Source organism: Streptomyces sp. NPDC057565, assembly GCF_042801455.1.
Classification (GTDB): domain Bacteria; phylum Actinomycetota; class Actinomycetes; order Streptomycetales; family Streptomycetaceae; genus Streptomyces; species Streptomyces yanii.
Window position 1 is genome coordinate 35,335 of the sequence record NZ_JBHVFU010000002.1, and the last position, 26,180, is coordinate 61,514.

Below are 26,180 nucleotides of genomic sequence, written 5' to 3' on the forward strand. Positions count from 1 at the left end.
GGTTCCCGAGGGTGCACCCGGGTCGGGTGCGCGGGCCGGAGGAGGGCTGCGGGGGCCTTCAGCCGCCGTAGACGTGCGGGGCGAGCGTGCCGACGAAGGGCAGGTTGCGGTACTTCTCCGCGTAGTCCAGCCCGTAGCCGACGACGAACTCGTTGGGGATGTCGAACCCGACCCACTTGCAGTCGAGCGCGACCTTCGCCGCATCCGGCTTGCGCAGCAGGGTGCAGATCTCCAGGCTGGCGGGTTCGCGCGAGCCCAGGTTCGACATCAGCCAGGACAGGGTCAGGCCCGAGTCGATGATGTCCTCGACGATCAGGACGTGCTTGCCCTTGATGTCGGTGTCCAGGTCCTTGAGGATCCGGACGACACCGGAGGACTGGGTGCCCGCGCCGTACGAGGAGACGGCCATCCAGTCCATCGTGACGGGGGTGGACAGCGCGCGCGCCAGGTCCGCCATCACCATCACGGCGCCCTTGAGGACGCCGACGATGAGCAGGTCCTTGCCCGCGTACTCCGCGTCGATCTTCGCGGCCAGCTCGACGAGCTTCGCGTCGATCTCTTCCTTGGTGAGGAGCACCGACTGAAGGTCGGTACCCATGTCCTTCTCGTTCACCCGCGTCTCTTTCTTTGCCTGCCCCGTCCGGGGTGGTGTCCCGGCCGTGCGCGGCCGCTCGCCTGCATGTCAGCCGCTCGTGCTTCAGCTCTGCCGAATCACCAGTCTGCCACCCTGGCGCCGGGCTTCGACGCGGCCGGGCAGGTTGATGGCCTGCTGGCCGCGCCAGCCGGTGATCAGACGGTCGACTTCCTCGATGTGGCGGGCGAAGAGGGAACCGGCCGGAGCGCCTGCCTCTACGGCCGCCCGGCGCAGCACCCGACGGCGCACGGCGGGGGGCAGCGCGTACATCTTGGCGCAGTCCAGCTGCCCGGCGTCGTCCCGTACGGCGGTGTCGGCCTCGGCGGCCCAGGTGTCCAGTGCGTCGGCGTCGTCGCGGGAGAGCTGCGCGGTACGGGCCAGGGCTTCGACCACGCCTTTGCCGAGCGCCTTCTCCAGGGCGGGCAGGCCCTCGTGGCGCAGCCGGGAGCGGGTGTAGGCGGGGTCGACGTTGTGCGGGTCGTCCCAGACGGGCAGGGACTGGACCAGGCACGCCTTGCGGGCGGTCTGCCGGTCGAGCTGCAGGAAGGGGCGTCGGTAGCGGCCGGCCGGGCCGGAGGCGGCGGCCATGCCGGAGAGCGAGCGGATGCCGGAGCCGCGGGCGAGGCCGAGCAGGACGGTTTCCGCCTGGTCGTCACGGGTGTGGCCGAGCAGGACGGCGGCGGCGCCGTGGCGCTCGGCCGCGGCGTCCAGAGCGGCGTAGCGGGCGTCGCGGGCGGCAGCCTCGGGTCCGCCGTCGCGGCCGACGTGCACGGAGACGGCCTCCACCGGGTCGAGGCCCATGGCGGCGAGGCGGGCGACGACCTCGGCGGCGCGGACGTCGGACCCGTCCTGGAGGTTGTGGTCGACGGTGATGCCGCCGGCCCGGACGGCGAGTTTGCGGGCCTCGAAGGCAAGGGCGGAGGCGAGCGCCATGGAGTCGGCGCCGCCGGAGCAGGCCACCAGCACCAGCGGGGCGTCGGGGCGTTCGGGGAGCGTGGGGCGCCGCCTGCCCGGGCCGGCGTCGGCGAGCTCGGGGCGCGGGGCGCGTTCGGTGCGTTCGGCGAATTCGTTCAGTACATCGTGGAGTACGCGGCGGACCGCCAGGCGTATCGCCGCGACCGCAGGATGGGGACCCATGTCCGGTGCCCTTCGTGACGTTTTGGGGGTACCTCGGAGCGTCGGGACGGGAAGAGTGCCGTCACCCAGAGTGCGTCGATGGTGACAGAGTCAAGCCGTTCATCGAGCATTGCACGCCTTCCCATGCCCCTACGGTCCCTCGGATGGGTGATTACCGGGGCGTACTTCTTCCGGCTTCCCCCGTCGACCGCCCCATGATCACGGCTCTGCCCTACGGTGCACCCTCGCGATCCAGTCCGCCGGTTTGGCGATCTCGGCCTTGGTGGGCAGCGTGTTCGGGGACGTCCAGATCCGGTTGAAGCCGTCCATGCCGACCTCGTCGACGACGGCACGCACGAACCGCTCGCCGTCCCGGTACTGACGCAGCTTGGCGTCGAGGCCGAGGAGCTTGCGCAACGCCTGGTCGAGGCGGCTGGCGCCGCGCGCCCGACGCTGCTGGAACTTCTCCCGGATCTCTCCGACGGAGGAGACGACCTCGGGGCCGACACCGTCCATCACGTAGTCGGCGTGTCCCTCGAGCAGGGACATCACGGCGGTGAGCCGGGCGAGGATCTCGCGCTGGGCGGGGGTCTGGACGATCTCGACGAGGCTGCGGCCGCCGTCCTCGCCCTCCTCGCCCTCGGGCGTGCTGCCGGCGAGCGACTGGGCGGCCTCGCGGAGCCGTTCCAGCACAGTCATCGGGTCGACGTCGGTCTCGTCGAGGAACGACTGGATTTCGCCCTGCAGATGGTCGCGGAGCCAGGGGACACCGGTGAACTGAGTGCGGTGGGTCTCCTCGTGGAGCGCGACCCAGAGCCGGAAGTCGTGCGGGTCGACGTCGAGTTCGCGCTCGACGTGGACGACGTTCGGGGCGACGAGCAGCAGTCTGCCGCCGCCGCTGAGGGGAGCCGGGAGCTCACGGCTCGCGGGGGCGAACGTCTCGTACTGTCCGAGGACCCGGGAGGCCAGGAACGACAGCAGCATGCCCAACTCGACGCCGGTCACCTTGGAGCCGACCGCACCGAGCACGGCTCCGCCGGGGCTGCTGGAGCGCCGGTTCTCCATTTTTGCCAGGAGTGGGCGGAGCAGTTCGCGGAAGCCCGCGACGTTCGCCCTGATCCAGCCGGCCCGGTCGACGACCAGGACCGGGGTGTCCTCGGGTTCGGCCCCCTCCGGGATCATCCGGGTGAAGGAACGGACGTGCTCCTCCGACGCCTTGGCATGCCTGCGGAGCTCCGCGACAACCTCGCGGGCCTCCTCGCGGCTGATGTCGGGTCCCGGCCGCACGAGCCGGGTCGCGGTCGCGACCGCGAGATTCCAGTCGACCATCTCGGCACCACCGATGCTCGTCATGCGTCAACCGTACGTGCTCGGGTCCGTCCGCGGTGTGCTGTTGACCGGCTCATCGGGTACGGACGGCGAGGCTCGTGGCGAGGGCGTCGAGGGCGGACTGGGCCTCGGCCGGTGACGTCGTGCCGGACGCCAGGAAGGCGAAGGCGAGCAGCCGGCCCTGTGCATCCACGACCGTCCCGGCGAGAGTGTTCACCCCGGTGAGGGTGCCGGTCTTGGCACGGACCAGTCCGGTGCCGCGCGAGGTCGAGGTGTACCGGTTGCTGAGCGTGCCGGTGAATCCGGCCACCGGGAGGCCGGTCAGGACGGGGCGCAGCTCGGGGCGGCCGGGTTCCGCGGCGCGGGCGAGGAGGCCCGCCAGCAGCCCGGCGGTGACCTTGTCCTTGCGATTCAGTCCGCTGCCGTCGGCGAAGTTCGCGCCGGCCAGCGGCAGGTGCAGCTTCTTCAGTCGGGCGGTGACGGCCCGTCGGCCGCCGTCGAAGTCGGCCGGTTCGCCGGTGGCCAGGGCGGTCTGCCGGGCCAGCGCCTCGGCGATGTCGTTGTCGCTGTTGGTCAGCGCCCGTTCGACCAGGGCGGACAGCGGGACGGAGAGATGCTTGGCGACCGGCCTGGACGTGGCGGCAGCGCGGCCCGGCGCGGGCGCGGACCCGGTGCCGATACCGGCGTCCTTCAGGAGTCCGGCGAAGGTGCGGGCGGCGTCACGGGCCGGGTCGCCGCTGCGCGGGGCGGGTCCGCTGTCCGTCCGGTCGAGCCGCCCCTCGTCCAGCATCAGGGCGCTGACCGGGGCGATGTTCTCGTTGGGGCCGATCGGGTGCAGGGCGGGGCCGGAGTACCGGGAGGTGTCGTACCGGAGCCGGACGGTGTCGACGCCCCGGTCGCGCAGGGCTCGTACGGTGCCGGCGGCCAGTTCGCGCAGCGCCGCCTTGTCGAGGGTGGGGTCGCCGCCGCCCACGAGGGTGAGGGTTCGGGAGTCCGGGGATGCCCGGACGGTCGTGGCGATGCGGTGGTCGGGGCCGAGGGCGGAGAGTGCGGCGACGGCAGTGGCGATCTTGATGGTGGAGGCGGGCGTCATCGCGGTGTCGGCACCCTTCCCGTACAGCCGCTTGCCGGTGGCCGTGTCGATGACGACAGCGGTACGGACGGTGCCGAGCGCGGAGGAGTCCAGCAGCTTGTCGAGGGTGGCGCGGAGAGCGGCCGCTGCTCCGTCCGGAGTGTCGGGCTCGTCCGGGGCGGCCTTGTCGACCCGGGTGCCGAGGGCCGCGAGGACGGCCGGGGCACTCGGGGCGGGGGCCGGTGCGGCCGGCGCTGCGGGTTCGTGATGTGCGCCACCTGTACGGTCCCTGGCGGCGGCCCACTGCTGCTCGGCCTTACGCTGACCCGAGTCCCAGGGACCGGCGGCGAGGACGGCGCCGGCTGCGAGCGCCAGGCCGAGGACGGCGGAGCCTGCCGTGAACTGCCAGTTGCTCCATCCGTTCACCTTGTTCAGGCAACCCGCCACGGCCGGCCTGCGCAACGCGTTCAACGGGTTGAACGACGGTCTTTTCACCGGCTCGGCCACCGTTGACCAGCCCCTTTCGCGAGCACACATCTCCGTGGGGGACACTTAATCACCAGTCGTATGTGTTGATCATGGAGGAGCCACCCGTGGAGTTCGACGTCACCATCGAGATCCCGAAGGGTTCGCGGAACAAGTACGAGGTGGACCACGAGACCGGTCGGATCCGCCTGGACCGTCGACTCTTCACCTCGACCAGCTACCCGGCGGACTACGGCTTCGTCGAGAACACCCTCGGCGAGGACGGCGACCCGCTGGACGCGCTGGTCATCCTGGACGAGCCGACCTTCCCCGGCTGCCTCATCAAGTGTCGCGCCATCGGCATGTTCCGCATGACGGACGAGGCCGGCGGCGACGACAAGCTGCTGTGCGTCCCGGCCTCCGACCCGCGGGTGGAGCACCTGCGCGACATCCACCACGTGTCGGAGTTCGACCGCCTGGAGATCCAGCACTTCTTCGAGGTCTACAAGGACCTGGAGCCCGGCAAGTCCGTCGAGGGTGCCGACTGGGTCGGCCGCGCCGAGGCCGAGGCCGAGATCGAGGCCTCCTACAAGCGCCTCGAGGCGCAGGGCGGCAAGCACTGACACAGCGGTGTCCGTGACCGCCGCGCAGGCGTGATCCCGGTTCCGCTTACGGTGCCCGCTGCGGTTCCGTAATGAGTTCGGCGCAAGGAACGGGCGGCACATCCCTCAGCGGTGTGCCGCCCGTTTCGCATGTGTGCCCATGTCCGTGCCCATACTGGGCAGGAGCGCAACCCAAGACGCGCAGCCAAGAACGAGCGAGGTCCAGTGGTGGCGGAACCGGGCGGTCCCGAGGATCAGAAGCCCCAGTCCGACGAGGCGCGCAGCGCCTTTGTCCCGCCGGCCGGTGTGGAGCGCCCCGCTGCGCCGTCCGAGGACGACCACCCCACGTCGGAGTTCGCCCTCCCGGCCGGTCTGACGACCGAACCGCAGGGGTCCGGAGCCGGCCCCGGATCGGGTTCCGCTTCCGGACCGGGTTCCGGCTCGGGCTCGGGTTCGGACACGATCGGTTCGGCCTTCGCCCCGCCGCGCGCGTACAACGCCGGCCAGTCGCCGCCCGCCTTCACTCCCGCGCACGGCATCCCCATGATCCGACTGACCAAGGAAGCTCCTTGGCAGGACCGGATGCGCACGATGCTGCGGATGCCGGTCGCCGAGCGGCCGGCCCCCGAACCGGTGCAGAAGCCCGACGAAGCGGGCCCAGCGGTGCCGCGCGTGCTCGACCTGACGCTGCGTATCGGCGAGTTGCTGCTCGCGGGTGGGGAGGGCGCGGAGGACGTCGAGGCCGCGATGTTCGCGGTGACCCGCTCCTACGGTCTCGACCGGTGCGAGCCGACGGTCACCTTCACCCTGCTGTCGATCTCGCACCAGCCGTCACTGGTCGACGACCCGGTGACGGCGAGCCGTACCGTACGACGCCGCGGCACCGACTACACGCGGCTGGCCGCCGTCTTCCGGCTCATCGACGACATCACCCACGAGGACGTCGAGGTCTCCCTGGAGGAGGCCTATCGGCGGCTCGCCGAGATCCGCCGCAACCGGCATCCGTACCCCGGCTGGGTGCTGACGCTGGCCGGTGGCGGGCTGGCGGGTGCGGCATCGGTGCTGGTCGGCGGCAACGCACTGGTCTTCGTGGTGGCGGCGGTCGGCGCGATGCTCGGCGACCGGCTCGCCTGGCTCTGCGCCGGGCGCGGGCTGCCGGAGTTCTACCAGTTCGTGGTGGCGGCGATGCCCCCGGCCGCGATAGGGGTCGCGCTGACCCTGACCCACTCGACGGACATCCGGCCGTCCGCCGTCATCACCGGTGGGCTGTTCGCTCTGCTGCCGGGGCGGGCCCTGGTGGCGGGTGTGCAGGACGGGCTGACCGGTTTCTACATCACCGCCGCCGCCCGTCTGCTCGAAGTCATGTACTTGTTCATCGGCATCGTCGTCGGTGTGCTGCTGGTCCTGTATCTGGGACTTCAGCTGGGCGCCCAACTGAACCCCGAAGCCAGGTTCGTCGCCCACGACCGTCCGGTGGTGCAGATCCTGGCATCGATGGCACTCTGTTTCGCCTTCGCGATCCTGCTCCAGCAGGAGCGGTCCACCGTGCTGGCGGTGACCCTCAACGGCGCCGTGGCCTGGGTGATCTACGGCGCCATGGCCAGGACCGGCAACATCTCGCCGGTGGCGGCGACAGCGACGGCGGCCGGTCTGGTGGGCCTGTTCGGGCAGCTGCTCTCGCGCTACCGGTACATGTCGTCGCTGCCGTTCATCACGGCGGCTATCGGCCCGCTGCTGCCCGGCTCGGCCACGTATTTCGGTCTGCTGGGCATGGCACAGGGCAATGTGAACGCCGGGCTCGCCTCGCTGTCGACCGCGGTGGCGACGGCGCTGGCCATCGCGATCGGGGTGAATCTGGGAAGCGAGATCTCCCGGCTGTTCATGCGGGTGCCCGGGGCGGTCGGCGGGGCGAACCGCCGCGCGGCCAAGCGGACGCGCGGCTTCTGACCCGGGTACGGGCCCCGTATGGAGCAGCGGTCAGCGCCTGGCGTGGCGGCCGCGCTGACCCGTGGACGGGGTGCCACCGCCGGCGATCGGGCCCCGGTCCTCGCCGCCCCCGGCGGCCGCTTCCTTCTTCGACCTGCTGCGGGCGCGCAGGAACTCGATCGCGATCGGCACCACCGAGATCAGCACGATCAGGATGAGCATCGCCTCGATGTTCTTGCGGACGAACTCGATCTGCCCGAGCGCGGCGCCGAGCAGTGTGACCCCGACGCCCCAGAGCACGCCGCCGATGATGTTGAACGTGATGAACGAGCGGTAGTTCATCCGGCTCACACCGGCGATGATCGGCGTGAACGTACGCACGACGGGCACGAAGCGGGCCAGGATCAGCGACTTCGGCCCGTACTTCTCGAAGAACTCGTGGGCCTTCTCGACGTTCTCCTGCTTGAAGAGGCGGGAGTCGGGGCGCTTGAAGAGCGAAGGTCCGACCTTGCGGCCGAAGAGATAGCCCACCTGGTCGCCGATGATCGCCGCCAGCGCCACCAGGACGCAGACCAGCCACAGCGGGGTGTGCAGCTTGTCCGTCGTCACCAGCAGACCCGTGGTGAACAGCAGGGAGTCGCCGGGCAGGAAGAAGCCGATCAACAGCCCGGACTCGGCGAAGACGATGACCAGCACACCGAGCAGTCCGAACTGCCCGATGAGATAGTCCGGGTCCAGCCAGCTCGGTCCGAGCGCAAGCGTATTCAAGGGTCCGGGCTCCAGGATCGGTCGATGGCAGCTGCGTGGCCGCCCAAAGCTATCAACGCCGGAAGACAGCTCCGGGTTCCAGTGCACCGCGCGGGGATGCACACAGGGTGAACCGGGACAAAGCTGTCCCCAGGAGGTGCCACACGATGGGCATTGAGGATTACGGCGGCGGGCAGACGGCACAGTCCGATGTCCTGATCGTCACCACGAACGACGTCCCCGGGTACCGGGTGACCCGGGTGATCGGTGAGGTGTTCGGTCTGACCGTGCGCTCGCGTCACCTCGGCAGCCAGATCGGCGCCGGGCTGAAGTCGATGATCGGCGGCGAGCTGAAGGGGCTGACCAAGACCCTCGTCCAGACTCGCAATCAGGCCATGGAGCGGCTTGTCGAGCAGGCGAAGGCGCGCGGCGCCAACGCGGTGCTGATGATGCGGTTCGATGTGACGGAGGCGGCCGACATCGGCACGGAGGTCTGCGCGTACGGCACGGCGGCCGTCGTCGAGAAGGCCTGACGTCCCGACGGGCACCGACGGGGGCCGAGGCGCTCTCGACCCCCGTACCCGGCGCTACGCCCGGCGCTCCGCGTTGGCGTTGATCGCATCCCGCAGGTGTTCGGCCAGGCCGGGCCCGATCGACTCGTAGTAGGCGCGGAACTGCGGATCGCTGACGTACATCTCGCCGAGCCCACGGTGGATCTCGTAGGTGCACTCGTAGAACCACGTGGAGATGTGGAGCCGGTGCGCCTCGGCGAGCTCCGTCGCCCGCTCCCCGTCGGCGGGTTCGCCCGCCTCCATCACCGCGGTGTACGCCTCGCTCCACTCGGCGACCTCGGCCTGCATCCGCTTCCAGTCGTCCTTGGTGTAGCCGGCCACCCGACGCTGCGACTCCGCGTACGTGGCGGTGGAGCCCCAACGCCGCTCCGCCTCCTCCGCGTGCTCCTCCGGGTCCTTGGCCCCGAAGACCTCGAACTTCTCCTCGGGCGTGAGATTGATACCCATCTTCCGTGCCTCCATGGCTGTTTCGACGGCGGCGGCCATCTTCTGGAGTTCGGCGATCCGGCCGGACAGCAACGCGTGCTGGCGGCGCAGGTGGTCCTGCGGATCCGCGTCTGGGTCGTCGAGCAGCACCGCGATCTCTTCGAGCGGGAAGCCGAGTTCCCGGTAGAACAGGATCTGCTGCAGCCGGTCGAGGTCGGCGTCGCTGTAACGCCGGTGACCCGCGTGGCTGCGCCCGCCGGGCGAGAGCAGTCCGATCCCGTCGTAGTGGTGCAGGGTGCGCACCGTGACTCCGGCGAACCCGGCGACCTGTCCCACGGAAAAGTCCACGGCTCTCCACTCCCTTCTGCTTTCGCTCCGTACGCCGGTGCTTCTGTACGGACCCGAGCCTGAACCCTGACGCGACGTGAGGTGCAAGCGCGAAATGGCCCTCCCACCCCGATGCAATGGGTGAGTTATACGCCTTTTGCGTCGTTATGGTGACCCGATGGCCTCCGACTCCGTCGCTCTCGCCCGGCCCACCCCGGCGCGCCGGCTGCTGCTCCTCATCGTGCCCGCCCTGGTCGTCGGGACGGCCTCGGCCCTGATCCTGCTCGCCGTCAGCCTGCTCGCCGAGCAACTCCAGGCCGTGCTCTGGAAGACGCTTCCCGACGCGCTCTCCATCGGCCGGTACTCCTCGGTGTGGATGATCGTCATGCTCCCCGCGACCGGCCTCGCCGTCGGGCTGATCGTCCGCACGGTGCACGGCCACGCGGGCCCCGATCCGGCCACCACCGGGCTGGTCGATCCGCCGCTGCCTCCGGACGTCATCCCCGGACTGCTGGTCGTGACGGTGCTGGCGCTGGCGGGCGGGGTCAGCCTGGGGCCCGAGAACCCGATCACCGCCGCCAACATCGCGCTCGCCTCCTGGCTGGGCCTCCGGGCCGCCCCGGACAGTACGGCCGAGCTCTGGATCACGCTCGCCTCGGCCGGGACGATCGGCGCCCTCTTCGGCACCCCGGTCGCCGCGGCCCTGATCCTCACCGAGTCGCTCAGCGCGGGCGGCCGCGAACCGGGCGCGCTCTGGGACCGGCTCTTCGCCCCGCTCGCGGCGGGCGTCGCGGGGGCGCTCACCATGACACTGCTGGCCCATCCCAGCTTCGACCTGTCGCTGCCGCCGTACCCGGGAGCGCACTGGGTCGACCTGCTCGCGTCGACCGTGATCGCCTCGGCGGGGGCGGCGCTCGGTCTGGCGGCGGTGTACGCGGTGCCGTACACGCACCGGGCGTTCCGCGCGCTGCGGCATCCGGTCCTGATGCTGACCGCCGGCGGTCTGCTGCTCGGGCTGCTCGGCGCACTCGGCGGCCGTCTCACCCTCTTCAAGGGGCTGGACGAGGTGAAGGAGCTCAGCGCCGATCCGAGCGGCTGGTCGGCCGGGGAGTTCGCCACCATGGCCGCAGTGAAGACGGCCGCCCTGGTGATCGCCGCGACCTGCGGCTTCCGGGGCGGGCGGATCTTCCCGGCCGTCTTCGTGGGCGTCGCGCTCGGCATGTGCGCCCATGCGCTGGTCGACACGGTGCCGTTGGCCCTCGCGGTGCCGAGCGCGGTGCTGGGGGTCCTGCTGGCCGTCACCCGGCAGGGCTGGCTGAGCCTGTTCACGGCGGCGGTGCTGGTCAGCGACTCGGCCGTAATGCCGCTGCTCGCCTTCGCCTCACTGCCGACCTGGCTTCTGGTGACCGGACGGCCACAGATGCAGCTGCACGCGGACGGCACACCGCTGCGGTGAGCCGGGCCCCTCCCGGCCCCGTCCGACGCGCCGGTCACCACAGTTGTCCGTATCGTCGCATTCATATGGTCATGCCCCGCTTGCCCCACGGACGACGGCCTCGCGGCCGGGAAGTGACCCCGGGCACAGAGCAGACCACCCGCCAGAACCACCACCAACTGAGAAGGGCTGTCCGCCGATGCCTCTCCATCAGGGTTCGAACCACGGCAGGGAACAGTCCGCGGAGCGCCGCAGGCTCGCCCTCAACCCCTTTTTCGGGGAGGCGGACCCGACCGCGGGCATGACGTCGGCGCCGCCCAGGCACCAGCTGCCCGACGGTCCGCTGCCGCCCTCCACCGCGTACGGACTCGTCCATGACGAGCTGATGCTCGACGGCAACTCCCGGCTCAATCTCGCCACTTTCGTCACCACCTGGATGGAGCCCGAGGCCGGGGTACTGATGGGCGAGTGCCGGGACAAGAACATGATCGACAAGGACGAGTACCCGCGCACCGCCGAGCTGGAGCGGCGCTGTGTGGCGATGCTCGCCGACCTGTGGAACGCCCCCGACCCGTCGACGGCCGTGGGCTGTTCGACCACCGGATCCAGCGAGGCCTGCATGCTCGCCGGCCTGGCGCTCAAACGACGCTGGGCGGCCAGGAACGCCGACCGCTACCCGGCGACCGCCCGGCCCAATCTGGTCATGGGCATCAATGTGCAGGTCTGCTGGGACAAGTTCTGCAACTTCTGGGAGGTCGAGGCCCGGCAGGTCCCGATGGAGGGCGGCCGCTTCCATCTCGACCCGCAGGCCGCCGCCGAACTCTGCGACGAGAACACCATCGGTGTCGTCGGGATCCTGGGCTCCACCTTCGACGGTTCGTACGAGCCCATCGCTGATCTCTGCGCCGCCCTGGACGCGCTGCAGGAGCGCACCGGGCTCGACATCCCCGTCCATGTCGACGGTGCGTCCGGGGCGATGGTGGCGCCGTTCCTGGACGAGGAGCTGGTGTGGGACTTCCGGCTTCCCCGGGTGTCGTCCATCAACACCTCCGGGCACAAGTACGGCCTGGTCTATCCGGGTGTCGGCTGGGCGCTGTGGCGCTCGCCCGCCGAACTCCCCGAGGATCTCGTCTTCCGGGTCAACTACCTGGGCGGCGACATGCCGACCTTCGCGCTGAACTTCTCCCGGCCCGGCGCCCAGGTGGCGGCTCAGTACTACACCTTCCTGCGGCTGGGCCGGGAGGGCTACCGGGCCGTTCAGCAGGCGTCCCGCGATGTGGCGAGCACACTCGCCGCCCAGTTCGAGAAGCTGGGCGACTTCCACCTCCTCACCCGGGGCGACGAGTTGCCCGTCTTCGCGCTGACGACCGCGCCCGATGTGCGGGCGTACGACGTCTTCGACGTGTCACGGCGGCTGCGCGAGCACGGCTGGCTGGTGCCCGCGTACACCTTCCCCGCCAACCGACAGGACCTGTCGGTGCTCCGGGTGGTGTGCCGCAACGGTTTCTCCTCGGACCTCGCGGAACTGCTCATGGAGGACCTGCGCCTGCTGCTGCCCGACCTCCGCTCCCAGCGGCATCCGCTGAGCCACGACCGGAACGTGCCGACGGCGTTCCACCACTGAGGCAGGGCCCGGAGGTTCTATCCGCCGAGCCGGGCGAACCTCCGCACCGCCAGCGGGAAGAACACCGCGATCAGCGCCACCGGCCAGGCCACCGCGAGAAGTTCGGCATGGGCGGCCGCCCATGAACCTCCGGAGCCCCCGGGGTTGCCGAACAGTCCGCGGACCGCTGTGGCCGTCGCCGACATCGGGTTCCACTCGACGACCGCGCCCAGCCCGCCCGGCATCGACTCCGGTACCGCGAAGACGTTGGAGAGGAAGCCGACCGGCCAGACCAGGATCTGCACCGCCTGCACCATCTCGGGCCTCCCCGCCACCATCGCCAGCTGGATGCCGATCCACAGCATCGCGAACCGCAGCAGCAGGAGCAGCCCGACCGCGCCCAGCGCCGCGGTGAGCCCGTTGTGCCAGCGCCAGCCGACCGCGTACCCGACGCCGATCATCACCGCGAGCGCCGCCACCGACTGGAGCATGTCCGCGACGCTCCTGCCGACCAGCACCGAGCCGGAGAACATCGGCATGGCGCGGAACCGGTCGATGACGCCCTTGGTGAGGTCCTGGGTGACCGCGAGCATGGTCGCCTCCAGGCCGAACGCCATGGTCAGCGCGAGCATGCCGGGCACCAGGAACTCGGCGTGGTCACCGTCGACGCCTCGGCCGCCGCCGACCAGATACGTGAACATCAGCAGCAGCATCACGGGAAAGGCCAGACCGACGACGATCCGCACCGGCTGCCGCGCCCAGTGGGCGAGTTCGCGCCGGGTCATCGTCCACGAATCGGCCAGCACCCAGCCGGCCGCGCTCGTGCCGGCGCGCGTACCGATGGCACTCATGCGGCAACCTCCGCGTCCGTGCCCGTGCCCGTGAGCGCCATGAAGACCTCGTCGAGGGTGGGGCGGCGCACCGCGATGTCGTCCGCCTCGATCCCCGCCTCCTGCAGCGCCCGCACCGCCCGGGTGAGTGTCGCCATCCGGTCCCCGGCGGGCGCCCCGATCAGCCGCCGGTCGGCGTCGAGAACCGCGCCGTCCGTCAGGAGTGCCGCAGCGGACTCCAGTTGGGATGCGTCATGGACGACGACATCGATACGGTCCCCGCCCACCCGCGCCTTCAACGTGTCGGCGGTGCCGTCCGCGACCACCCGACCGCCGTCGATCAGCGAGATCCGGTCCGCCAGCTGGTCGGCCTCCTCCAGGTACTGCGTCGTCAACAGGACGGTCGTGCCCCCTCCGACCAGGGAGCGCACCGACGACCACACCTCGGCGCGGCCGCGCGGGTCGAGTCCGGTCGTCGGCTCGTCCAGGAAGAGCACCTCGGGGTCGGTGATGAGGGACGCGGCCAGATCGAGCCGCCGGCGCATACCGCCGCTGTACTCCTCGACCGGCTTGCGGCCGGTGTCCGCGAGCCCGAAGCGGGCCAGCAGTCCGTCGGCCCGTATGCCCGCCCGGCGTGCGCCCAGATGGTGCAGCCGGCCGAACATCTCCAGGTTCTGCCGTCCGCCGAGCTGCTCGTCGAGGGCGGCGTGCTGCCCGAGCAGTCCGATCCGCCGCCGGACCTCACCGGCTTCGCTCCGTACGTCGAACCCCACCACCTCGGCCCGGCCCCTGTCGGGGCGGAGCAGCGTGGACAGGATGCGTACGGCCGTGGTCTTGCCCGCACCGTTGGGCCCCAGCACGGCGTGCACCGTGCCTCGGCCGACCGTGAGATCGAGGCCGTCCAGGGCGCGCCTGCCCTTGTACCTCTTGTGCACATCGTCGAGAACGATCGCGTCCGCCACCTTCGCCACACCCTCTCGTCGCCACCGCAGGGCATCTAGTCAAACTTGACTAGATAGGGAAAGGTAACGGGATCCAACCCATTCGTCAAACTTGATTAGTCGAGATCCCCGGGATCCGGCACGCCGGTCGCGTACGGGTTCTCCTCACCCTCGGCGAGTACCCCGACGAACGGATCGCCCTCCCCCGCGAAGGTGTACGCGCCGCCCTCGATCCGCTCGATCAGCCCCCGCGTCCACTCGGCTCCCGCATCCGCCGAGTGGACCCACATGTTCATGATCTCGCCGATGTGACCGAGCGACTCGGGCCCACCCTCGGGCGTGTAGTACTCGGTGACCGAGGCCCGCCAGGCCGCCAGCCCCGCCACCCGCTCCTTGAGCAGCGAGACCGCTTCGGACCGTTCCAGGTCGACGATGAAGCCGATGCCCGCCGACAGCACATCCATCTTCTGGTCGTACGAGGTCAGCGCCGCACGGAGCAGGGCGAGGTACTCCTCGGTGCCCTTCTCGGTGATCTCGTACTCGGTACGGGGCGGGCCGCCCGCGGTGCTCGGGGCGACCTCATGGGCGATCAGCAACCCTTGCTTCGCCATCTGCTTCAGGGCGTGGTAGACCGAGCCCGGCTTCGCGTTGGACCACTCGTGGGCGCCCCAGTACTCCAGGTCGTTGCGGACCTGATAGCCGTGCGCCCGGCCGTGCTGGCGCACGGCACCGAGGACCAGCAGCCGGATCGCGGACATCCCACCCACCCTTCCTATTCAACTTTGACTAGAATAGCCCGCCTCCTCGGCGACCAGTTCGAACGCGGTCCGGCCGTCCAGGGACTCCCGGATGATGTCCGCATGCCCGGCGTGCCGGGCGATCTCCTCGACGAGATGGATCAGCAGCCAGCGCATCGAGCAGCGCTCGCCCTTCGGGAACCAGGGCGCCTCGGGCAGCGGGAACGTGTCGTTCATGCTCTCCACCGAGTGGATGAACTCCTCGGTCTCCGCCGCGACCTTCGCCCAGAACTCCAGCATCTGCGGGACCGTCTCGTCCCCGACCAGCCGGAAGCTGTCCGCCCAGGTCTCCTCGGTGCGGGCCTTCTCGTTGGGGCGCTGCTGGGCGAGGCACAGCCAGTTCAGCTCGGTCTCCGCGACATGCTTGAGCAGCCCGGAGAGGGAGAGTTCGCTGGCGCTGGGCCGGCTCGCCGCCTGTTCCTCGGTGAGTCCGAGCAGCGAGCGCCGGATCGCGCCGCGCTGGGCCTCGACGAAGGAGAGGAGCGCGCCGCGCTCGTCGCCGTGCGCCTCTGCGGGAACGTGAGTGACCATGATGTCCGCCCTTCGGGACCGTTCGAGCCTGCGCTCGGTGTCTTCCTGACACCGACCAAGCTACGGACACTTGCGGACAGCTTCCGTCCTCAACAGGCGTGCATCAGAGCGAGAACTCCGTCCGGCCGTGCTGGATCGAGATCCACTTCTGGGTGGTGAACGCCTCCACGGTGGCGTCGCCGTTCAGCCGCCCGGCCCCGGAGAACTTCTCGCCGCCGAACGCCACCATCGGGTCGTCCGCGATCGTGGAGTCGTTGACGTGGAACATTCCGGTGACGATGCGCTGCGCGAACCGCACCCCGCGCTCGGCGTTCCGGGTGTGCACGGCGCCGCTCAGCCCGTACGGGGTGTCATTGGCGATCCGTACGGCCTCCTCCTCGCCGTCGAAGGTCATCAGCAGCGCCACCGGACCGAAGATCTCCTGGGCGAGCAGCGGCGAGTCGTCCGGGAGCCCCGCGAGGACGGTCGGCTCGACGAGATTGCCGCGGGTACCGCCCCGAACGAGCGCCGTGGCACCTTCGACGACCGCCTGGTCGACCAGCGCGGTCAGCGCGTCGGCCTGGAAGGTGTTGATGACCGGGCCGATCTGGGTTTCGGGGTCGCGCGGGTCGCCGGTCCTGAGCGCCGCCACCTTGGCGATGAACTTCTCGGTGAACTCGGGTGCGAGGGAGCGGTCCACCAGGATGCGGTTGGCGGCCATGCAGACCTGCCCCTGGTAGACGAAGCGGCTGAAGACGGCCGCGTCGACCGCGTAGTCGATGTCCGCGTCGTCCAGCACCACCAGGGCACTGTTGCCGCTGAGTTCGAGGATGGTCCGCTTGAAGAGTCCGCCCGCGGTCGCACCGACATGGCGGCCGACCCGGTCCGAGCCGGCGAAGGAGATCACCTTGGGCACGGGGTGCGCTATCAGCGCGTCGCCGATCTCGGCGATGTCGGTGACCAGGACGTTGAGCAGTCCGGCGGGCAGCCCGGCGTCCTCGAAGATCTTGGCGATCAGTCCGCCGCCGACGACGGGAGCGTTCTGGTTGGGCTTGATGACGACCGCGTTGCCGAGTGCCAGGGCCGGTGCGACCGACTTCATCGTCACCAGGAAGGGAAAGTTGAACGGGCTGATCACGCCTATGACGCCGACGGGCAGCCGGTAGACGCGGTTCTCCTTGCCGTCCACCGGGGATGGCAGGATCCGCCCCTCGGGGCGCACCGCCTGCTGGATCGCCTCGCGCAGGAAGTCCTTGGCGCAGCCGATCTCGAACTCCGCCTTGAGCCGGGTGCCGCCCAGTTCGTCGTTGATCGCCCCGATGATGTCCTCGGTGCGCTCCTCGGTGATACGCAGGGCGCGTTCGAGGACGAGGCGGCGTTCGTACGGGTTGGTGGTGGCCCAGACCCGCTGGGCGCGCTCGGCGGCTCGGTAGGCCTCGTCGACCTCCTGCGCGGTGGCGACGGTGATGGCGGCGAGCTTTTCCCCGTTGTACGGATTGAAATCGATGATGTCCCACGAGCCCGTGCCGGTCCGCCACTCACCGTCGATGTACTGGTTGGCCAGCTCGTTGAAGAAGGACATGCGATCCCTTACTGCAGGTGCAGACTCCTGTTGATACGTCATCGTACTGATGAATCAGGAGAGTTGGAGAAGGCCGCGGAGCAGATCACGACTCTCCTCGGGACCCGGACTGTCGTGGTGGAGCCGCGTCATCGCCTTTTCGTACTGGGCGACTTCCTCGGCCTTGTCCAGATAGAGCGCACTTGTCAGCTGCTCCAAATAGACAATGTCCGACAGGTCGGATTCCGGGAATCGCAGCATCGTGAAGGAGCCGCTCTCTCCGGCATGCCCGCCAAAACTGAAGGGCATCACTTGAAGCGTGATGTTCGGCTGTTCCGACATTTCAATCAGATGCCGCAATTGCGTGCGCATCACCTCGCGTTCGCCGTACGGGCGGCGCAGTGCCGCTTCGTCCAGCACGGCATGGAAGCTCGGGGCGCGTTCGGAGACGAGGACTTTCTGCCGCTCGAGCCGGAGCGCGACCCGGCGGTCGATCTCGGCGACGGGGGCGCCGGACATGCCGCGGGAGACGACGGCGTGCGCATACGCCTCGGTCTGCAACAGACCGTGGACGAACTGGACTTCGTAGATCCGGATGAGCGAGGCCGCTCCCTCCAGACCGATGTATGTCTGGAACCAGCCGGGCAGCACGTCTCCGTAACTGTGCCACCAGCCCGCCACGTTGGCCTCGCGCGCCAGGCCGAGGAGCGAGTCGCGCTCCACCTCGTCCGTGACCCCGTAGAGCGTGAGCAGGTCCTCGACGTCCCTGGCCTTGAAGCTCACCCGTCCCAACTCCATGCGGCTGATCTTCGATTCGGAAGCACGGATGGAGTAGCCGGCCGCCTCGCGGGTGATGCCGCGCGAGTCGCGCAGCCGCCTGAGCTGAGAGCCCAGCAGGATGCGCCGCACCACGGATCCACTCGACTCGCCTGCCACCACTGGTCCAACCCTCCCCATCGCTTCCCGGGCATCGGGGCACCCCCTGAACCCCAAGAGCCGGATTCTGCCATCAAAATGCTTCAGCCCGTACTCATTCGATTACAGAAATGAGAAGACTTACAGAAAGCCATGAAACTGTCCGCAGGAAGAAATGAGCAAGAACCGGCACGGGGTCGGACAGGTCCGGCGCGTGCACGTGCATCTGCCCTTGCATCTGCTCAGCGCATTCGGAACCATGGGCCCCGCGCACCTGCGTGCTCGTTCGTGTTGTGCCGCTGTACCACCGCAGTACCGCTACAGCCGCGAATCCCGGGAGTGCCTCGCATGGGGACGAATGGATCGACGATGCTCGGGCCGTTACGGCAGGGGCTTCCCCCCATCGATCCCTCAGCCGCCTCCGGATCAGCCACCTGCACCCTGCCGGCCCGGTACGAAGCCGTCCGTGGGGCCCGCCAGTTCACCAAGGCGACGCTGGCCCGGTGGGAGCTGAGCGACCGATTCGACGACGTCGCCCTGGTCGTCTCCGAACTCGTCACCAACGCGCTGCGGCATGCGCTGCCCGAGGAGGCCCCGAGGGACCCTCAGGAGGCTCCGGTGAAGCTGCACTTGATGCGCTGGTCCTCACGCTTGGTGTGCGCGGTGCGCGACCCCAGTCAGGCGAGTCCGGTGGCGTCCGAGGCGCCGGACTCGGCGGAGTCGGGCCGCGGCCTTTTCCTGGTCGAGTCGTTCAGTGACGGCTGGGGCTGGCACCCGTCCCCCGCACTGGGTCCGGAGCATCCGCCCGCGGGCTCGCAGGCCCTGCGCGGCAAGGTGGTCTGGGCGCTGTTCCGGCTCTCCGACACCGCCTGACACGCGAAGCCCGGCGCGGCGTTCCGCGCGCACGGCCTGCGTTTTCCGCCCGTACGGCAGTCAGCCGCCCGCTATCAGGTGATCGAACTCCCCGTCCTTCACGCCGAGCAGCAGCGCCTCTATCTCGGCCGGCGTATAGACCAGGGCGGGCCCGTCGGGATGGCGTGAATTCCGCATCGCCACATCCCCGTCGGGCAACTTGGCGAACTCCACGCAGGATCCCTGGGAGTTGCTGTGCCTGCTCTTCTGCCAGACGACTCCGCGAAGCTCTGTGGCGGCCATGCCGTTGTACACGTGGTGCACAGGACGCTCCCCGAGTTGCAAGGTGCAAGTGTCAACTGGTTCGGATCATAGCTGTGTTCATATGCCGATGCATGAGCAGATGCACGTGCACGCGGGGTGTTCTCTTGATTACAGCTTTACCTTCGCCCGCCTGCCCGCTCTCCGGAGAGATAGACGGTCGGAGCGTCTATTTGGCTCCCGGCAGCAGGAGTTGCCCCGAAAATCGATCCGCACGCCCTGGTAACTTTGGGCGGTCTTTCATCAACAAGGGGGAATTCCAGGTGCACCCACTCGTACGAACCGGCGCCGTCGTCGTCGCGGGTCTGGCCGTCGCGGTCGCACTGACGGGTTGCGGCAGTGACAGCGGGAAGAGCGACTCGGACACCGGCGCTGCCGACGGGCCCACCTCGGCACCCGCCGACGGCGGCGACAGCGGTTCCGCGGGAGACGCCGCGGCGCTCGACGGGACGTGGGCCGGGATGACCGACGGCAAGGCCGTCGCCCTGTCCGTCACCGCCGGCAAGGCCGCGCTCGTCGCCGACGCCCACGTCTGCTCGGGCGAGGTGAAGGACATGGGCAAGGTGATGCTGGCGCTGAAGTGCACCGACGGCGACACCGCCCGCACCATGGGAGCCATCGCGTCCAACGACGGCAGGACGATCGTCGTGGAGTGGGACGCCGGCGGCAAGGACACGCTGGCCAAGACGGAGCCGGGTGCGCTGCCGACGGGACTGCCGGGCCTGCCCACCCCGTGACGCGGGAGCGGCGCCGGGCCGTTCAGCTCCGTCCGGCACCGCTCGTCCCGGGCCGGTCGCCCGCCCCGGCGTCCAGCGCCCGGGAGAACTCCTCCAGGGACTCCAGCAGCAGATCGGCTCCGTTCCGTACGACCGGATCGGATGTTCGCCCGCGCCGCTCGTCCTCCTCGTCCCACCGCTCCAGCGCCTCACGGACCGCCTCCCAGCGCGGTGCGCGGCGCTCCCGCACGTCCTTCGCGCCCTGCTCGGTGGCCCGACGCAGCGCGTCGGCGAGCTGCGCGGCGGCGGGGACGGGGATGGCATCACCCTCCGGCAGATGCGCCTCCATCAGCATCGCGGCCCGGCCCAGCTGGGCGAGGGCGTGCTGGGCGTCCTCGGCGGCCGTGCGGGAGAGGCCGCGGTGGCGCACGGGTTCGTGCTGGGCCCTCGCGACCGCCTCCTGCCAGGCCATACGGGCTTCGCGGGAGACGAGCAGCGCGGCGCGGACGTCCTCGGGGCCGCGCTCCGCCGGATCCGCGTACTGGTCGACGGCGCTGGCGGCGTACCGCCCGCCGGCCGCCAGCCAGTCGCCGAGCCGGTTGCGCAGCCGAGGGGTTTCCCAGGCCGGGTAGACGGCATACGAGATCATCGCGAGGAGCCCGCCCACCAGGGTGAGGACGACGCGTTCGCCCACGGTCTGCGACCAGGCTTCGCCCGCCATGCCGAGCAGGAAGACGACGTACGCGGAGACGCACGCCTGGCCGACCACGTACCCGGTGCGCATCAGCAGGTACATCAGCAGGGCGCAGACGATGGCGAGCGCGGCGGCGGGACCTGCACCGGGGTGGGTGGCCTGCACGATGGCGGTAGCGACGAAGACCCCGACGATCGTGCCGCCGAACCGGCCCGCGGCTCGGGCGTACGTCTGGGAGAACTCCGGCCGCATCACCATGACGGCGGCCATCGGCGCCCAGTAGCCGTGACCGAACGGCAGGGCGGCGCCGATGAGATAGCCGACGGCGACGACGACGGTGGCCCGGACGGCGTGCCGCAGGATCGGCGAACCGGGGCGCAGTTCGGCGCGCATCGCCCGCAGGACGACGGGCACCAGCCGCAACAGGGTGGGCCGGCGGCGGTGCGGGGCGATCGTGTCGGCCGCGTCATCGGCCTCCGCCCGGTCCTCCTTCGTCCCGTCGCCCTCGGCGGTCTCGATGACATCGGCGAGGAGCGCGCTGAGGCGGCGCGCCGCACGGCGCGCGGCTCCGGTGAGGATCGCCCCGGTGTCGGGGGTCCTCAGGGCGGCGACGGCGGGGGCGGGGAGGCGCACCGGGGCGCCGTGCCGGATGGCGCGGGCCGCGGCGTCCAGGACGGAGGCTGCGGCGGCGAGAAGCTCGCGGACCCGGTCGCGTTCCGGACCTTCGGCGGGGATGCCCACCGCCGGGTCCGCGAGCGAGGCGAGCACCGGCCTGATCCGTTCGGCGAGGCCGCGGGAGCCATGCAGTTCGGCGGGGCGGTGGCGGGCCTGGCGCGGGGTGACGGCGGCGGCGCTGCGGGCGGTCATCAGCGGAACCGGGTCGAACTCGGCGACCGGGTCGTGGCGCAGCCTGCGGGCGTAGTCGGCCTCCGCCGCCAGTGCGTCGGCGAGGGCGTCGCGCTGGGCGCCCCATCTGCGTATCGGAAACAGGACGATCAGCGCCGCCTGGACGACCCCGCCGAACGCGATCATCACGGCGTGTACGGCCGCCTGGGCGACGGAGGTGGGCAGGGTGATCGTGACCAGCATGATGCCGACGTTGGACGCGGCGATGATGCCGCCCGTCGGCCCGGCCGCCCAGGTCAGCCCGGCCAGGAACGTCCAGAGGACCAGCAGGGCCATGAACAGCGGAAGATGGGCGCCGGTGAGATAGCCGAGGAACGTCGATACCGCGAGACTCGCACCGGAGACCAGGGCCAGGACGGGCCGGGGGCGCCAGCTGCGCTGGAAGGTGGCGATGGCCGCCTGGAACGCGCCGAACGCGGAACTGGCGGCGACCACCGGCCCGAAGAAGGCGAGGCCGACCCCGATGACCAGGGCGAGTCCGGCCGCACCACGGATCGCGATGAGCGGTTCGAGGCGCCGTCGCTCGATCGTCAGCCCCGAGCGGGCGGTCTCTCTCAGTGCCCGGAGCCAGCTCATGGACCGAGCCTAGCCGGAATGCCCCTTATGGGGATTTACGGTCATCCGGTCGACAGAGGGGCGCCGCCGGTCGCGTACGCCTCGCTACCGGGGACCGTCGATGCCCGGCCGCCGCTCGCCCATCCGGGCCCGGTCGGCGGCGGCCGTGCCGTGCGCCCAGCCCTCGCCGTCCGTCACTCCGCGCACCCGGGTGCTGGTCGTCCGAGGGAACATCCGGTCCGCGGCGTCCGTGACCGCCACGTCCCGCGCCGCCAGGACCGGCAGCAGATCGCCGTCGGCGGCAACTCCCTCAGAGACCGAGGCCGCGGTCACCCGGGCGGTGTCGGACGCCAGGCGCGCACCCAGCCGCTGGACGTACGCCATCAGGAAGGACTGCCGGAACGTCTTGGTCCGCTTGCGTCCGCCGGCCCGCTGGCCCGCCTCGGCCTTCGTCATCGCCGCCGTGCCCTGGACCAGCAGGGAGGTGTACAACAGCTCCACCGCCTCCAGGTCCGGCTCGAAGCCGACGACCGTCGAGAAGCCGAACTCGCTGTTCCACACGGCACGGCAGCGGTTCGCGGAGGCGACGGCGTCGAGCAGGATCGCCTTCGCCGTCTCGTACGGGGCATCGACCCCGATCCGGCAGGCGCCCGGTGCCTCCTTGCTGTGCGTACGGGCGGCGAGGAGGGCCTCGTCGATGGAGTGCCGGGCCATCAGCTCCTGTGCCTTGGTGGTGAGGGCCTCCGCCTCCTCCGGGAACCCGGTCGCCTCCGCCTTCGCGAGCAGCGCGCGGATCCGGGTCAGCATGCGGGGTTCGTCGTGCGCGGGCGGCAGATCGAGCAGGCGGCCGGGGGCGCCGGGCGGCGGGCCGACCGGCTCGATCGAGGGGAGCCGGAGCAGCAGCCGGTAGAGACCGAGGAGGGCGGAGGCGTACGAGAACCGGTCGGGCCGGTTCCGCGGCGGCGGCGCGGGCAGCTCGGCCAGCTGGGACCGCCAGCGGGGCGGCAGCTGCTCGTACCGGCCGGTCTCCGAGGTGATCAGCCCGGCGGCGAGCCCGGCCCCGGTCTCGTCGAGTTCGCGGCGGACGATCCGCACGACATCGGCGGGCTGCCAGCCACGCTCCCAGGCCCGGCGGAGAAACTCCTCTCCGCGCCGGACCAGTTCCGCGTCGGCCGCCGGATCGGCGGCGAGGAGGGAGGCACCGGCGTCGAGACCGGCGTCGCCGTCCGAGTAGAGGGCTGCCGAAAATGCCTGGTCGATCACCGGTTCCATGAGGTCAGGGTAGGCAGGGCGGCGCGGCGGGGTAGGCCTGGCCCTACCGCGGATACGGGTTCTGGTGGTCGTGTCCGGAGGTTCCGCGCGCGGTTCGATCGAAGACATGACCTCCACTGCTGCCGCCGACGCGGTACGGCTCCGCTCCGTCCGACGCTCGTACGGGAACCTCGACGCCCTCGGCGGCGTCGACCTCACCGTCCGCCCCGGCACCTTCACCGCCGTCATGGGGCCCTCCGGCTCCGGCAAGTCGACGCTCCTGCACTGCGCGGCCGGGCTCGACCGGCCGACGTCCGGCACGGTCGAGGTCGGCGGAACGGCGCTGAATGGGCTCAGCGAGCGCCGGCTGACACTGCTGCGCCGGGACCGGATCGGTTTCGTCTTCCAGTCGTTCAACCTGGTCCCCTCGCTGACCGCCGCCCAGAACGTGGCGCTGCCGCTGCGGCTCGCGGGACGCCGGCCGTCCCGTACCGAGGTGCGCGCCTCACTCGCACGGGTCGGACTCGCCGACCGGGCGGACCACCGGCCCACCGAACTCTCCGGCGGCCAGCAGCAACGGGTGGCACTGGCGCGGGCCCTGATCACCCGGCCCGCGGTGCTCTTCGGGGACGAACCGACCGGCGCACTGGACACCGCGACGAGCCAGGAGGTGCTGGTGATGCTGCGGGAACTGGTGGACCGGGAGGGACAGACGATCGTGATGGTCACGCATGATCCGGTGGCGGCGGCGTACGCGGACCGGGTGGTCTTCCTGGTCGACGGACATGTCGCGGACGACCTGACCGGACTCTCCGTGGAACGGATCGCGGCCTGGACGGCCGCAGCGCGCCCGAGCGCGGCCCGTGCGGACACTGCGATCAGGGATCGCGCGGAGGTGGCATCGTGCTGACCCTCGCCCTGGCCGCGCTGCGGACCCGCTGGACCGCTCTCATCGGCACCTTCGTCGCGCTCGCGCTCGGCGTGGGGCTGACCGCGACCATGGGGCTGGGACTCGCCTCGACCTTCGACGCGCCGGACCGGAAGCCGCAGCGATTCGCCGCATCGCCGGTGGTGGTGAAGGGCATCGACACGCTGACCGTGCGGGTCCGACGCGGACCGTCCACCGCTCACGTCACCAGGAGACTCGCTCATCCACACCCTGTGGATATCAAACTCCTGCGCGACCTGGCGGCGCTCGGACCGGTGGCCCGCGACGGACAGGACGTCGGCGGCGGCCCGGACGCCGTGGGTGTGGACGCCCCCGTCGCCGAGGTCCGCCGCGTCGTGGGCGACCGCGCGGAGGTCCTCACCGGCGACGAACGCCGCCGCGCCGACCCGGTGACCGCGCGGGACGCCGAGGCCCTGTCGGCCGTGAACGCCCTGCTCGGCACGGCGGGCTCCGTCGCCGCGTTCGTCTCGGTCTTCGTCGTCGCGTCGACGTTCGCCTTCGCGGTGGCACTGCGCCGACGGGAGTTCGGTCTGCTGCGCACGGCGGGCGCCACCCCCGGCCAGCTGCGGCGACTGCTGCTGGTGGAGGCAGCCGTGGTCGGCACCCTCGCCTCGGCGGCCGGATGCGCACTGGGCGACCGGGGCGCACCGCACCTCGCCCGGCTCCTGGTCGACGGCGGGATGGCGCCCTCCTGGTTCACCATCCGCCCCACGGCCTGGCCGCTCCACGCGGCGTTCTGGACCGGCCTGACCGTGGCACTGACCGGCGTCTGGGCGGCGTCGCGACGAGCAGGCAGGACCGGTCCGGCCGAGGCGCTGCGCGAGGCCGACATCGATGCGGGCGTGCTGCCACCCGTGCGTCGGCTACTGGGCTTCGCGCTGCTCGCGGGGGCCGGGTTCCTGATGACGAAGTCGCTGGTCACAGACCCGTCCGGGCTCCTGAAGCGGAAGACGTACATGACACAGCCGATGGTGCTGATCACCGGTGTCGCCCTGCTCGCGCCACTGCTCGTACGCCCTGTGACCCGGCTGCTCCGGCTTCCCGGGGCGACCGGAATGCTCGTACGGGCCAATGCGGCGGCGTCCCTGCGCCGTACGGCCGCCGTGGCCGCTCCCGTACTGATCGCGGTGGCGCTGGCCGGCTCGGTGCCGGGTTCCGCGACGACGGTGGCCCGGGCGAGGGGCGCCGAGGCGCGCGAGCACACCCGGGCCGATCTGGTCGTGACGGGCGCGGACCTCGAGGTACGGCGGATCCCCGGGGCGATGCTGTCCGCGTCCGCGTCGACCGCGGTCTTCGTACGGGAGGAGGGCACCGCGCTCATCGAGGCGGAGGCGCGGGCCGTCGACGACGCGAAGACACTCGCGGCCGTCGAGCGGCTGCCGGTGGTGGCGGGCGATGTCCGTGACCTCGACGACCGTTCGATCGTCGTGAACGAGGAATGGGAACATCACACGGTGGGCGCGACGGTACGGGTATGGCTCGGCGACGGCCGCCCGGTGTCGCTGCGGATCGCGGCGGTGCTGGCCATCGGTACGGGGAACAACGGCGCGTACGTCACGGCGGCGAACGCACCGACGGCTCCGGTGGACCGCATCGACGTACGCCTCACCCCCGGCGCGGACAGGACGGCGGTCGCCGCCGCACTGCACGGCACCGGTGGCACAGTGCGGACGACGCAGCAGTGGCTGGCCGCCACACATCCGCGCTCCAGCCCGCAGACGCGGCTCGGCCTGCTGGTGGTGCTGGGCATCGCCCTCGTCTACACGGCGATCGCGCTCGCCAACACGCTGCTGATGGCGGGATCCGTACGGTCCGCGGAGCTGGGCGCACTGCGGCTGGCCGGGGCGACCCGCACGCGGGTCCTCGGGATCGTCGCCGGGGAGACGCTGCTCGCGGTGGCGCTGGGGGCGGCGCTCGGCATGGCCGTGACCGCGGTCAACCTGGCAGGACTGGGCGCCGCACTCGCCTCACTGTCCGCACCGGTGACGGTGTCGGTGGAGTGGCCGGTGGTGGGGGCTGCGGCCGGGGTGTGCACGGTGGTGGCGGTGGCGGCGGCGATGCTCCCACGGGCCGTACGGCGCCGGTGAACCGGAGCGCGGGTCGGCGCGGGCTGTGACTGCTGAACATC

The 26,180-nt window shown here is 70.9% G+C and carries 24 protein-coding genes; 9 read left to right on the forward strand and 15 right to left on the reverse strand.

Features of this window, described 5'->3' with window-relative positions; translation table 11 throughout:
- Positions 1-58: 58 nt before the first annotated feature.
- The 4 genes from hpt to dacB form a co-directional block, all read right to left on the reverse strand.
- Positions 59-598, reverse strand: a complete 540-nt coding sequence (gene hpt, locus ACFU8W_RS04190) for a hypoxanthine phosphoribosyltransferase (RefSeq protein WP_072487175.1) — start codon at positions 596-598, stop codon at positions 59-61.
- A 99-nt stretch (positions 599-697) separates the two neighbouring features.
- Entirely contained in the window at positions 698-1,771 is a 1,074-nt protein-coding gene (gene tilS, locus ACFU8W_RS04195) for a tRNA lysidine(34) synthetase TilS (protein WP_384032127.1), read from the reverse strand.
- Positions 1,772-1,969: 198 nt separating this feature from the next.
- Positions 1,970-3,103, reverse strand: a complete 1,134-nt coding sequence (locus tag ACFU8W_RS04200; protein ID WP_384032129.1) for a zinc-dependent metalloprotease — start codon at positions 3,101-3,103, stop codon at positions 1,970-1,972.
- A gap of 49 nt (positions 3,104-3,152) precedes the next feature.
- A complete protein-coding gene (gene dacB, locus ACFU8W_RS04205) occupies positions 3,153-4,658 on the reverse strand; it encodes a D-alanyl-D-alanine carboxypeptidase/D-alanyl-D-alanine-endopeptidase (RefSeq protein WP_384032131.1) in 1,506 nt (501 codons plus the stop codon).
- 86 nt (positions 4,659-4,744) lie between these two features.
- On the opposite strand from dacB, the gene ACFU8W_RS04210 reads away from it, so the two are divergent.
- A complete protein-coding gene (locus ACFU8W_RS04210) occupies positions 4,745-5,239 on the forward strand; it encodes an inorganic diphosphatase (protein WP_037691000.1) in 495 nt (164 codons plus the stop codon).
- A gap of 204 nt (positions 5,240-5,443) precedes the next feature.
- The gene (locus tag ACFU8W_RS04215; protein ID WP_345517470.1) at positions 5,444-7,165 is read left to right on the forward strand and encodes a threonine/serine exporter family protein; all 1,722 of its coding nucleotides are present in this window, start codon (positions 5,444-5,446) and stop codon (positions 7,163-7,165) included.
- A 30-nt stretch (positions 7,166-7,195) separates the two neighbouring features.
- On the opposite strand, the gene ACFU8W_RS04220 is transcribed toward ACFU8W_RS04215, so the two are convergent.
- On the reverse strand, positions 7,196-7,912 hold the full coding sequence (locus ACFU8W_RS04220; RefSeq protein ID WP_384032134.1) for a DedA family protein: 717 nt from the start codon (positions 7,910-7,912) through the stop codon (positions 7,196-7,198).
- Positions 7,913-8,058: 146 nt separating this feature from the next.
- Between ACFU8W_RS04220 and ACFU8W_RS04225 the strand changes: the two genes are divergently transcribed.
- Positions 8,059-8,424, forward strand: coding sequence for a YbjQ family protein (locus ACFU8W_RS04225; protein WP_384032136.1), 366 nt, complete (start codon positions 8,059-8,061; stop codon positions 8,422-8,424).
- 54 nt (positions 8,425-8,478) lie between these two features.
- Here the strand turns inward: ACFU8W_RS04225 and ACFU8W_RS04230 are convergent, their stop codons facing one another.
- On the reverse strand, positions 8,479-9,237 hold the full coding sequence (locus ACFU8W_RS04230; protein WP_384032138.1) for a MerR family transcriptional regulator: 759 nt from the start codon (positions 9,235-9,237) through the stop codon (positions 8,479-8,481).
- A 157-nt stretch (positions 9,238-9,394) separates the two neighbouring features.
- On the opposite strand from ACFU8W_RS04230, the gene ACFU8W_RS04235 reads away from it, so the two are divergent.
- Both ACFU8W_RS04235 and ACFU8W_RS04240 read left to right on the forward strand, forming a co-directional pair.
- Positions 9,395-10,672 carry an ion channel protein gene (locus tag ACFU8W_RS04235; protein ID WP_384032140.1) on the forward strand — a complete coding sequence of 426 codons (1,278 nt, stop codon included), beginning with the start codon at positions 9,395-9,397 and terminating at the stop codon, positions 10,670-10,672.
- A gap of 178 nt (positions 10,673-10,850) precedes the next feature.
- Positions 10,851-12,275: a glutamate decarboxylase gene (locus ACFU8W_RS04240; protein ID WP_384032142.1), complete on the forward strand. Its 1,425-nt coding sequence runs from the start codon at positions 10,851-10,853 to the stop codon at positions 12,273-12,275.
- Between the two features lie 17 nt (positions 12,276-12,292).
- On the opposite strand, the gene ACFU8W_RS04245 is transcribed toward ACFU8W_RS04240, so the two are convergent.
- The 6 genes from ACFU8W_RS04245 to ACFU8W_RS04270 all read right to left on the reverse strand — a co-directional run bounded on the left by ACFU8W_RS04245 (position 12,293) and on the right by ACFU8W_RS04270 (position 17,850).
- Complete coding sequence (locus tag ACFU8W_RS04245; RefSeq protein WP_384032143.1) at positions 12,293-13,105, reverse strand: ABC transporter permease; 813 nt, start codon at positions 13,103-13,105, stop codon at positions 12,293-12,295.
- Positions 13,102-14,046, reverse strand: a complete 945-nt coding sequence (locus ACFU8W_RS04250) for an ATP-binding cassette domain-containing protein (RefSeq protein WP_384032145.1) — start codon at positions 14,044-14,046, stop codon at positions 13,102-13,104. The genes ACFU8W_RS04245 and ACFU8W_RS04250 overlap by 4 nt, the downstream gene beginning before the upstream one ends.
- Positions 14,047-14,141: 95 nt before the next feature.
- On the reverse strand, positions 14,142-14,783 hold the full coding sequence (locus tag ACFU8W_RS04255) for a PadR family transcriptional regulator (RefSeq protein ID WP_384032147.1): 642 nt from the start codon (positions 14,781-14,783) through the stop codon (positions 14,142-14,144).
- 18 nt (positions 14,784-14,801) lie between these two features.
- Positions 14,802-15,353: a DinB family protein gene (locus ACFU8W_RS04260; protein ID WP_384032149.1), complete on the reverse strand. Its 552-nt coding sequence runs from the start codon at positions 15,351-15,353 to the stop codon at positions 14,802-14,804.
- Between the two features lie 103 nt (positions 15,354-15,456).
- Entirely contained in the window at positions 15,457-16,914 is a 1,458-nt protein-coding gene (locus ACFU8W_RS04265) for an aldehyde dehydrogenase family protein (RefSeq protein ID WP_384032151.1), read from the reverse strand.
- A gap of 54 nt (positions 16,915-16,968) precedes the next feature.
- Positions 16,969-17,850, reverse strand: a complete 882-nt coding sequence (locus ACFU8W_RS04270) for a helix-turn-helix domain-containing protein (protein WP_384032153.1) — start codon at positions 17,848-17,850, stop codon at positions 16,969-16,971.
- Between the two features lie 327 nt (positions 17,851-18,177).
- On the opposite strand from ACFU8W_RS04270, the gene ACFU8W_RS04275 reads away from it, so the two are divergent.
- Positions 18,178-18,681, forward strand: coding sequence for an ATP-binding protein (locus tag ACFU8W_RS04275; protein WP_384032967.1), 504 nt, complete (start codon positions 18,178-18,180; stop codon positions 18,679-18,681).
- A gap of 60 nt (positions 18,682-18,741) precedes the next feature.
- On the opposite strand, the gene ACFU8W_RS04280 is transcribed toward ACFU8W_RS04275, so the two are convergent.
- A complete protein-coding gene (locus ACFU8W_RS04280) occupies positions 18,742-18,984 on the reverse strand; it encodes a DUF397 domain-containing protein (protein ID WP_037690973.1) in 243 nt (80 codons plus the stop codon).
- Positions 18,985-19,244: 260 nt separating this feature from the next.
- On the opposite strand from ACFU8W_RS04280, the gene ACFU8W_RS04285 reads away from it, so the two are divergent.
- Positions 19,245-19,718 carry a hypothetical protein gene (locus ACFU8W_RS04285; RefSeq protein ID WP_384032155.1) on the forward strand — a complete coding sequence of 158 codons (474 nt, stop codon included), beginning with the start codon at positions 19,245-19,247 and terminating at the stop codon, positions 19,716-19,718.
- A 22-nt stretch (positions 19,719-19,740) separates the two neighbouring features.
- Here the strand turns inward: ACFU8W_RS04285 and ACFU8W_RS04290 are convergent, their stop codons facing one another.
- Positions 19,741-21,873, reverse strand: coding sequence for an FUSC family protein (locus ACFU8W_RS04290; RefSeq protein ID WP_384032157.1), 2,133 nt, complete (start codon positions 21,871-21,873; stop codon positions 19,741-19,743).
- Positions 21,874-21,957: 84 nt separating this feature from the next.
- Positions 21,958-23,124: a DUF2786 domain-containing protein gene (locus ACFU8W_RS04295; RefSeq protein ID WP_384032158.1), complete on the reverse strand. Its 1,167-nt coding sequence runs from the start codon at positions 23,122-23,124 to the stop codon at positions 21,958-21,960.
- 106 nt (positions 23,125-23,230) lie between these two features.
- Between ACFU8W_RS04295 and ACFU8W_RS04300 the strand changes: the two genes are divergently transcribed.
- Together ACFU8W_RS04300 and ACFU8W_RS04305 are read left to right on the forward strand one after the other, a co-directional pair.
- Entirely contained in the window at positions 23,231-24,013 is a 783-nt protein-coding gene (locus ACFU8W_RS04300; RefSeq protein WP_384032160.1) for an ABC transporter ATP-binding protein, read from the forward strand.
- The gene (locus ACFU8W_RS04305) at positions 24,007-26,139 is read left to right on the forward strand and encodes an FtsX-like permease family protein (RefSeq protein ID WP_384032161.1); all 2,133 of its coding nucleotides are present in this window, start codon (positions 24,007-24,009) and stop codon (positions 26,137-26,139) included. Before ACFU8W_RS04300 ends, ACFU8W_RS04305 begins: the two co-directional genes overlap by 7 nt.
- Positions 26,140-26,180 lie beyond the last annotated feature (41 nt).

Excerpts from the sequence above, each read along its gene's own strand:
- ACFU8W_RS04275 (WP_384032967.1), top strand. The coding sequence starts at position 18,178 with ATGCTCGGGCCGTTACGGCAGGGGCTTCCCCCCATCGATCCCTCAGCC.
- ACFU8W_RS04240 (WP_384032142.1), top strand. The coding sequence starts at position 10,851 with ATGCCTCTCCATCAGGGTTCGAACCACGGCAGGGAACAGTCCGCGGAG.
- ACFU8W_RS04295 (WP_384032158.1), bottom strand. The coding sequence starts at position 23,124 with ATGGAACCGGTGATCGACCAGGCATTTTCGGCAGCCCTCTACTCGGAC.
- ACFU8W_RS04255 (WP_384032147.1), bottom strand. The coding sequence starts at position 14,783 with ATGTCCGCGATCCGGCTGCTGGTCCTCGGTGCCGTGCGCCAGCACGGC.
- ACFU8W_RS04265 (WP_384032151.1), bottom strand. The coding sequence starts at position 16,914 with ATGTCCTTCTTCAACGAGCTGGCCAACCAGTACATCGACGGTGAGTGG.
- tilS (WP_384032127.1), bottom strand. The coding sequence starts at position 1,771 with ATGGGTCCCCATCCTGCGGTCGCGGCGATACGCCTGGCGGTCCGCCGC.
- ACFU8W_RS04235 (WP_384032140.1), top strand. The coding sequence starts at position 9,395 with ATGGCCTCCGACTCCGTCGCTCTCGCCCGGCCCACCCCGGCGCGCCGG.
- ACFU8W_RS04225 (WP_384032136.1), top strand. The coding sequence starts at position 8,059 with ATGGGCATTGAGGATTACGGCGGCGGGCAGACGGCACAGTCCGATGTC.
- ACFU8W_RS04200 (WP_384032129.1), bottom strand. The coding sequence starts at position 3,103 with ATGACGAGCATCGGTGGTGCCGAGATGGTCGACTGGAATCTCGCGGTC.
- ACFU8W_RS04245 (WP_384032143.1), bottom strand. The coding sequence starts at position 13,105 with ATGAGTGCCATCGGTACGCGCGCCGGCACGAGCGCGGCCGGCTGGGTG.
- ACFU8W_RS04300 (WP_384032160.1), top strand. The coding sequence starts at position 23,231 with ATGACCTCCACTGCTGCCGCCGACGCGGTACGGCTCCGCTCCGTCCGA.
- hpt (WP_072487175.1), bottom strand. The coding sequence starts at position 598 with ATGGGTACCGACCTTCAGTCGGTGCTCCTCACCAAGGAAGAGATCGAC.
- ACFU8W_RS04290 (WP_384032157.1), bottom strand. The coding sequence starts at position 21,873 with ATGAGCTGGCTCCGGGCACTGAGAGAGACCGCCCGCTCGGGGCTGACG.
- ACFU8W_RS04270 (WP_384032153.1), bottom strand. The coding sequence starts at position 17,850 with ATGGGGAGGGTTGGACCAGTGGTGGCAGGCGAGTCGAGTGGATCCGTG.
- ACFU8W_RS04260 (WP_384032149.1), bottom strand. The coding sequence starts at position 15,353 with ATGGTCACTCACGTTCCCGCAGAGGCGCACGGCGACGAGCGCGGCGCG.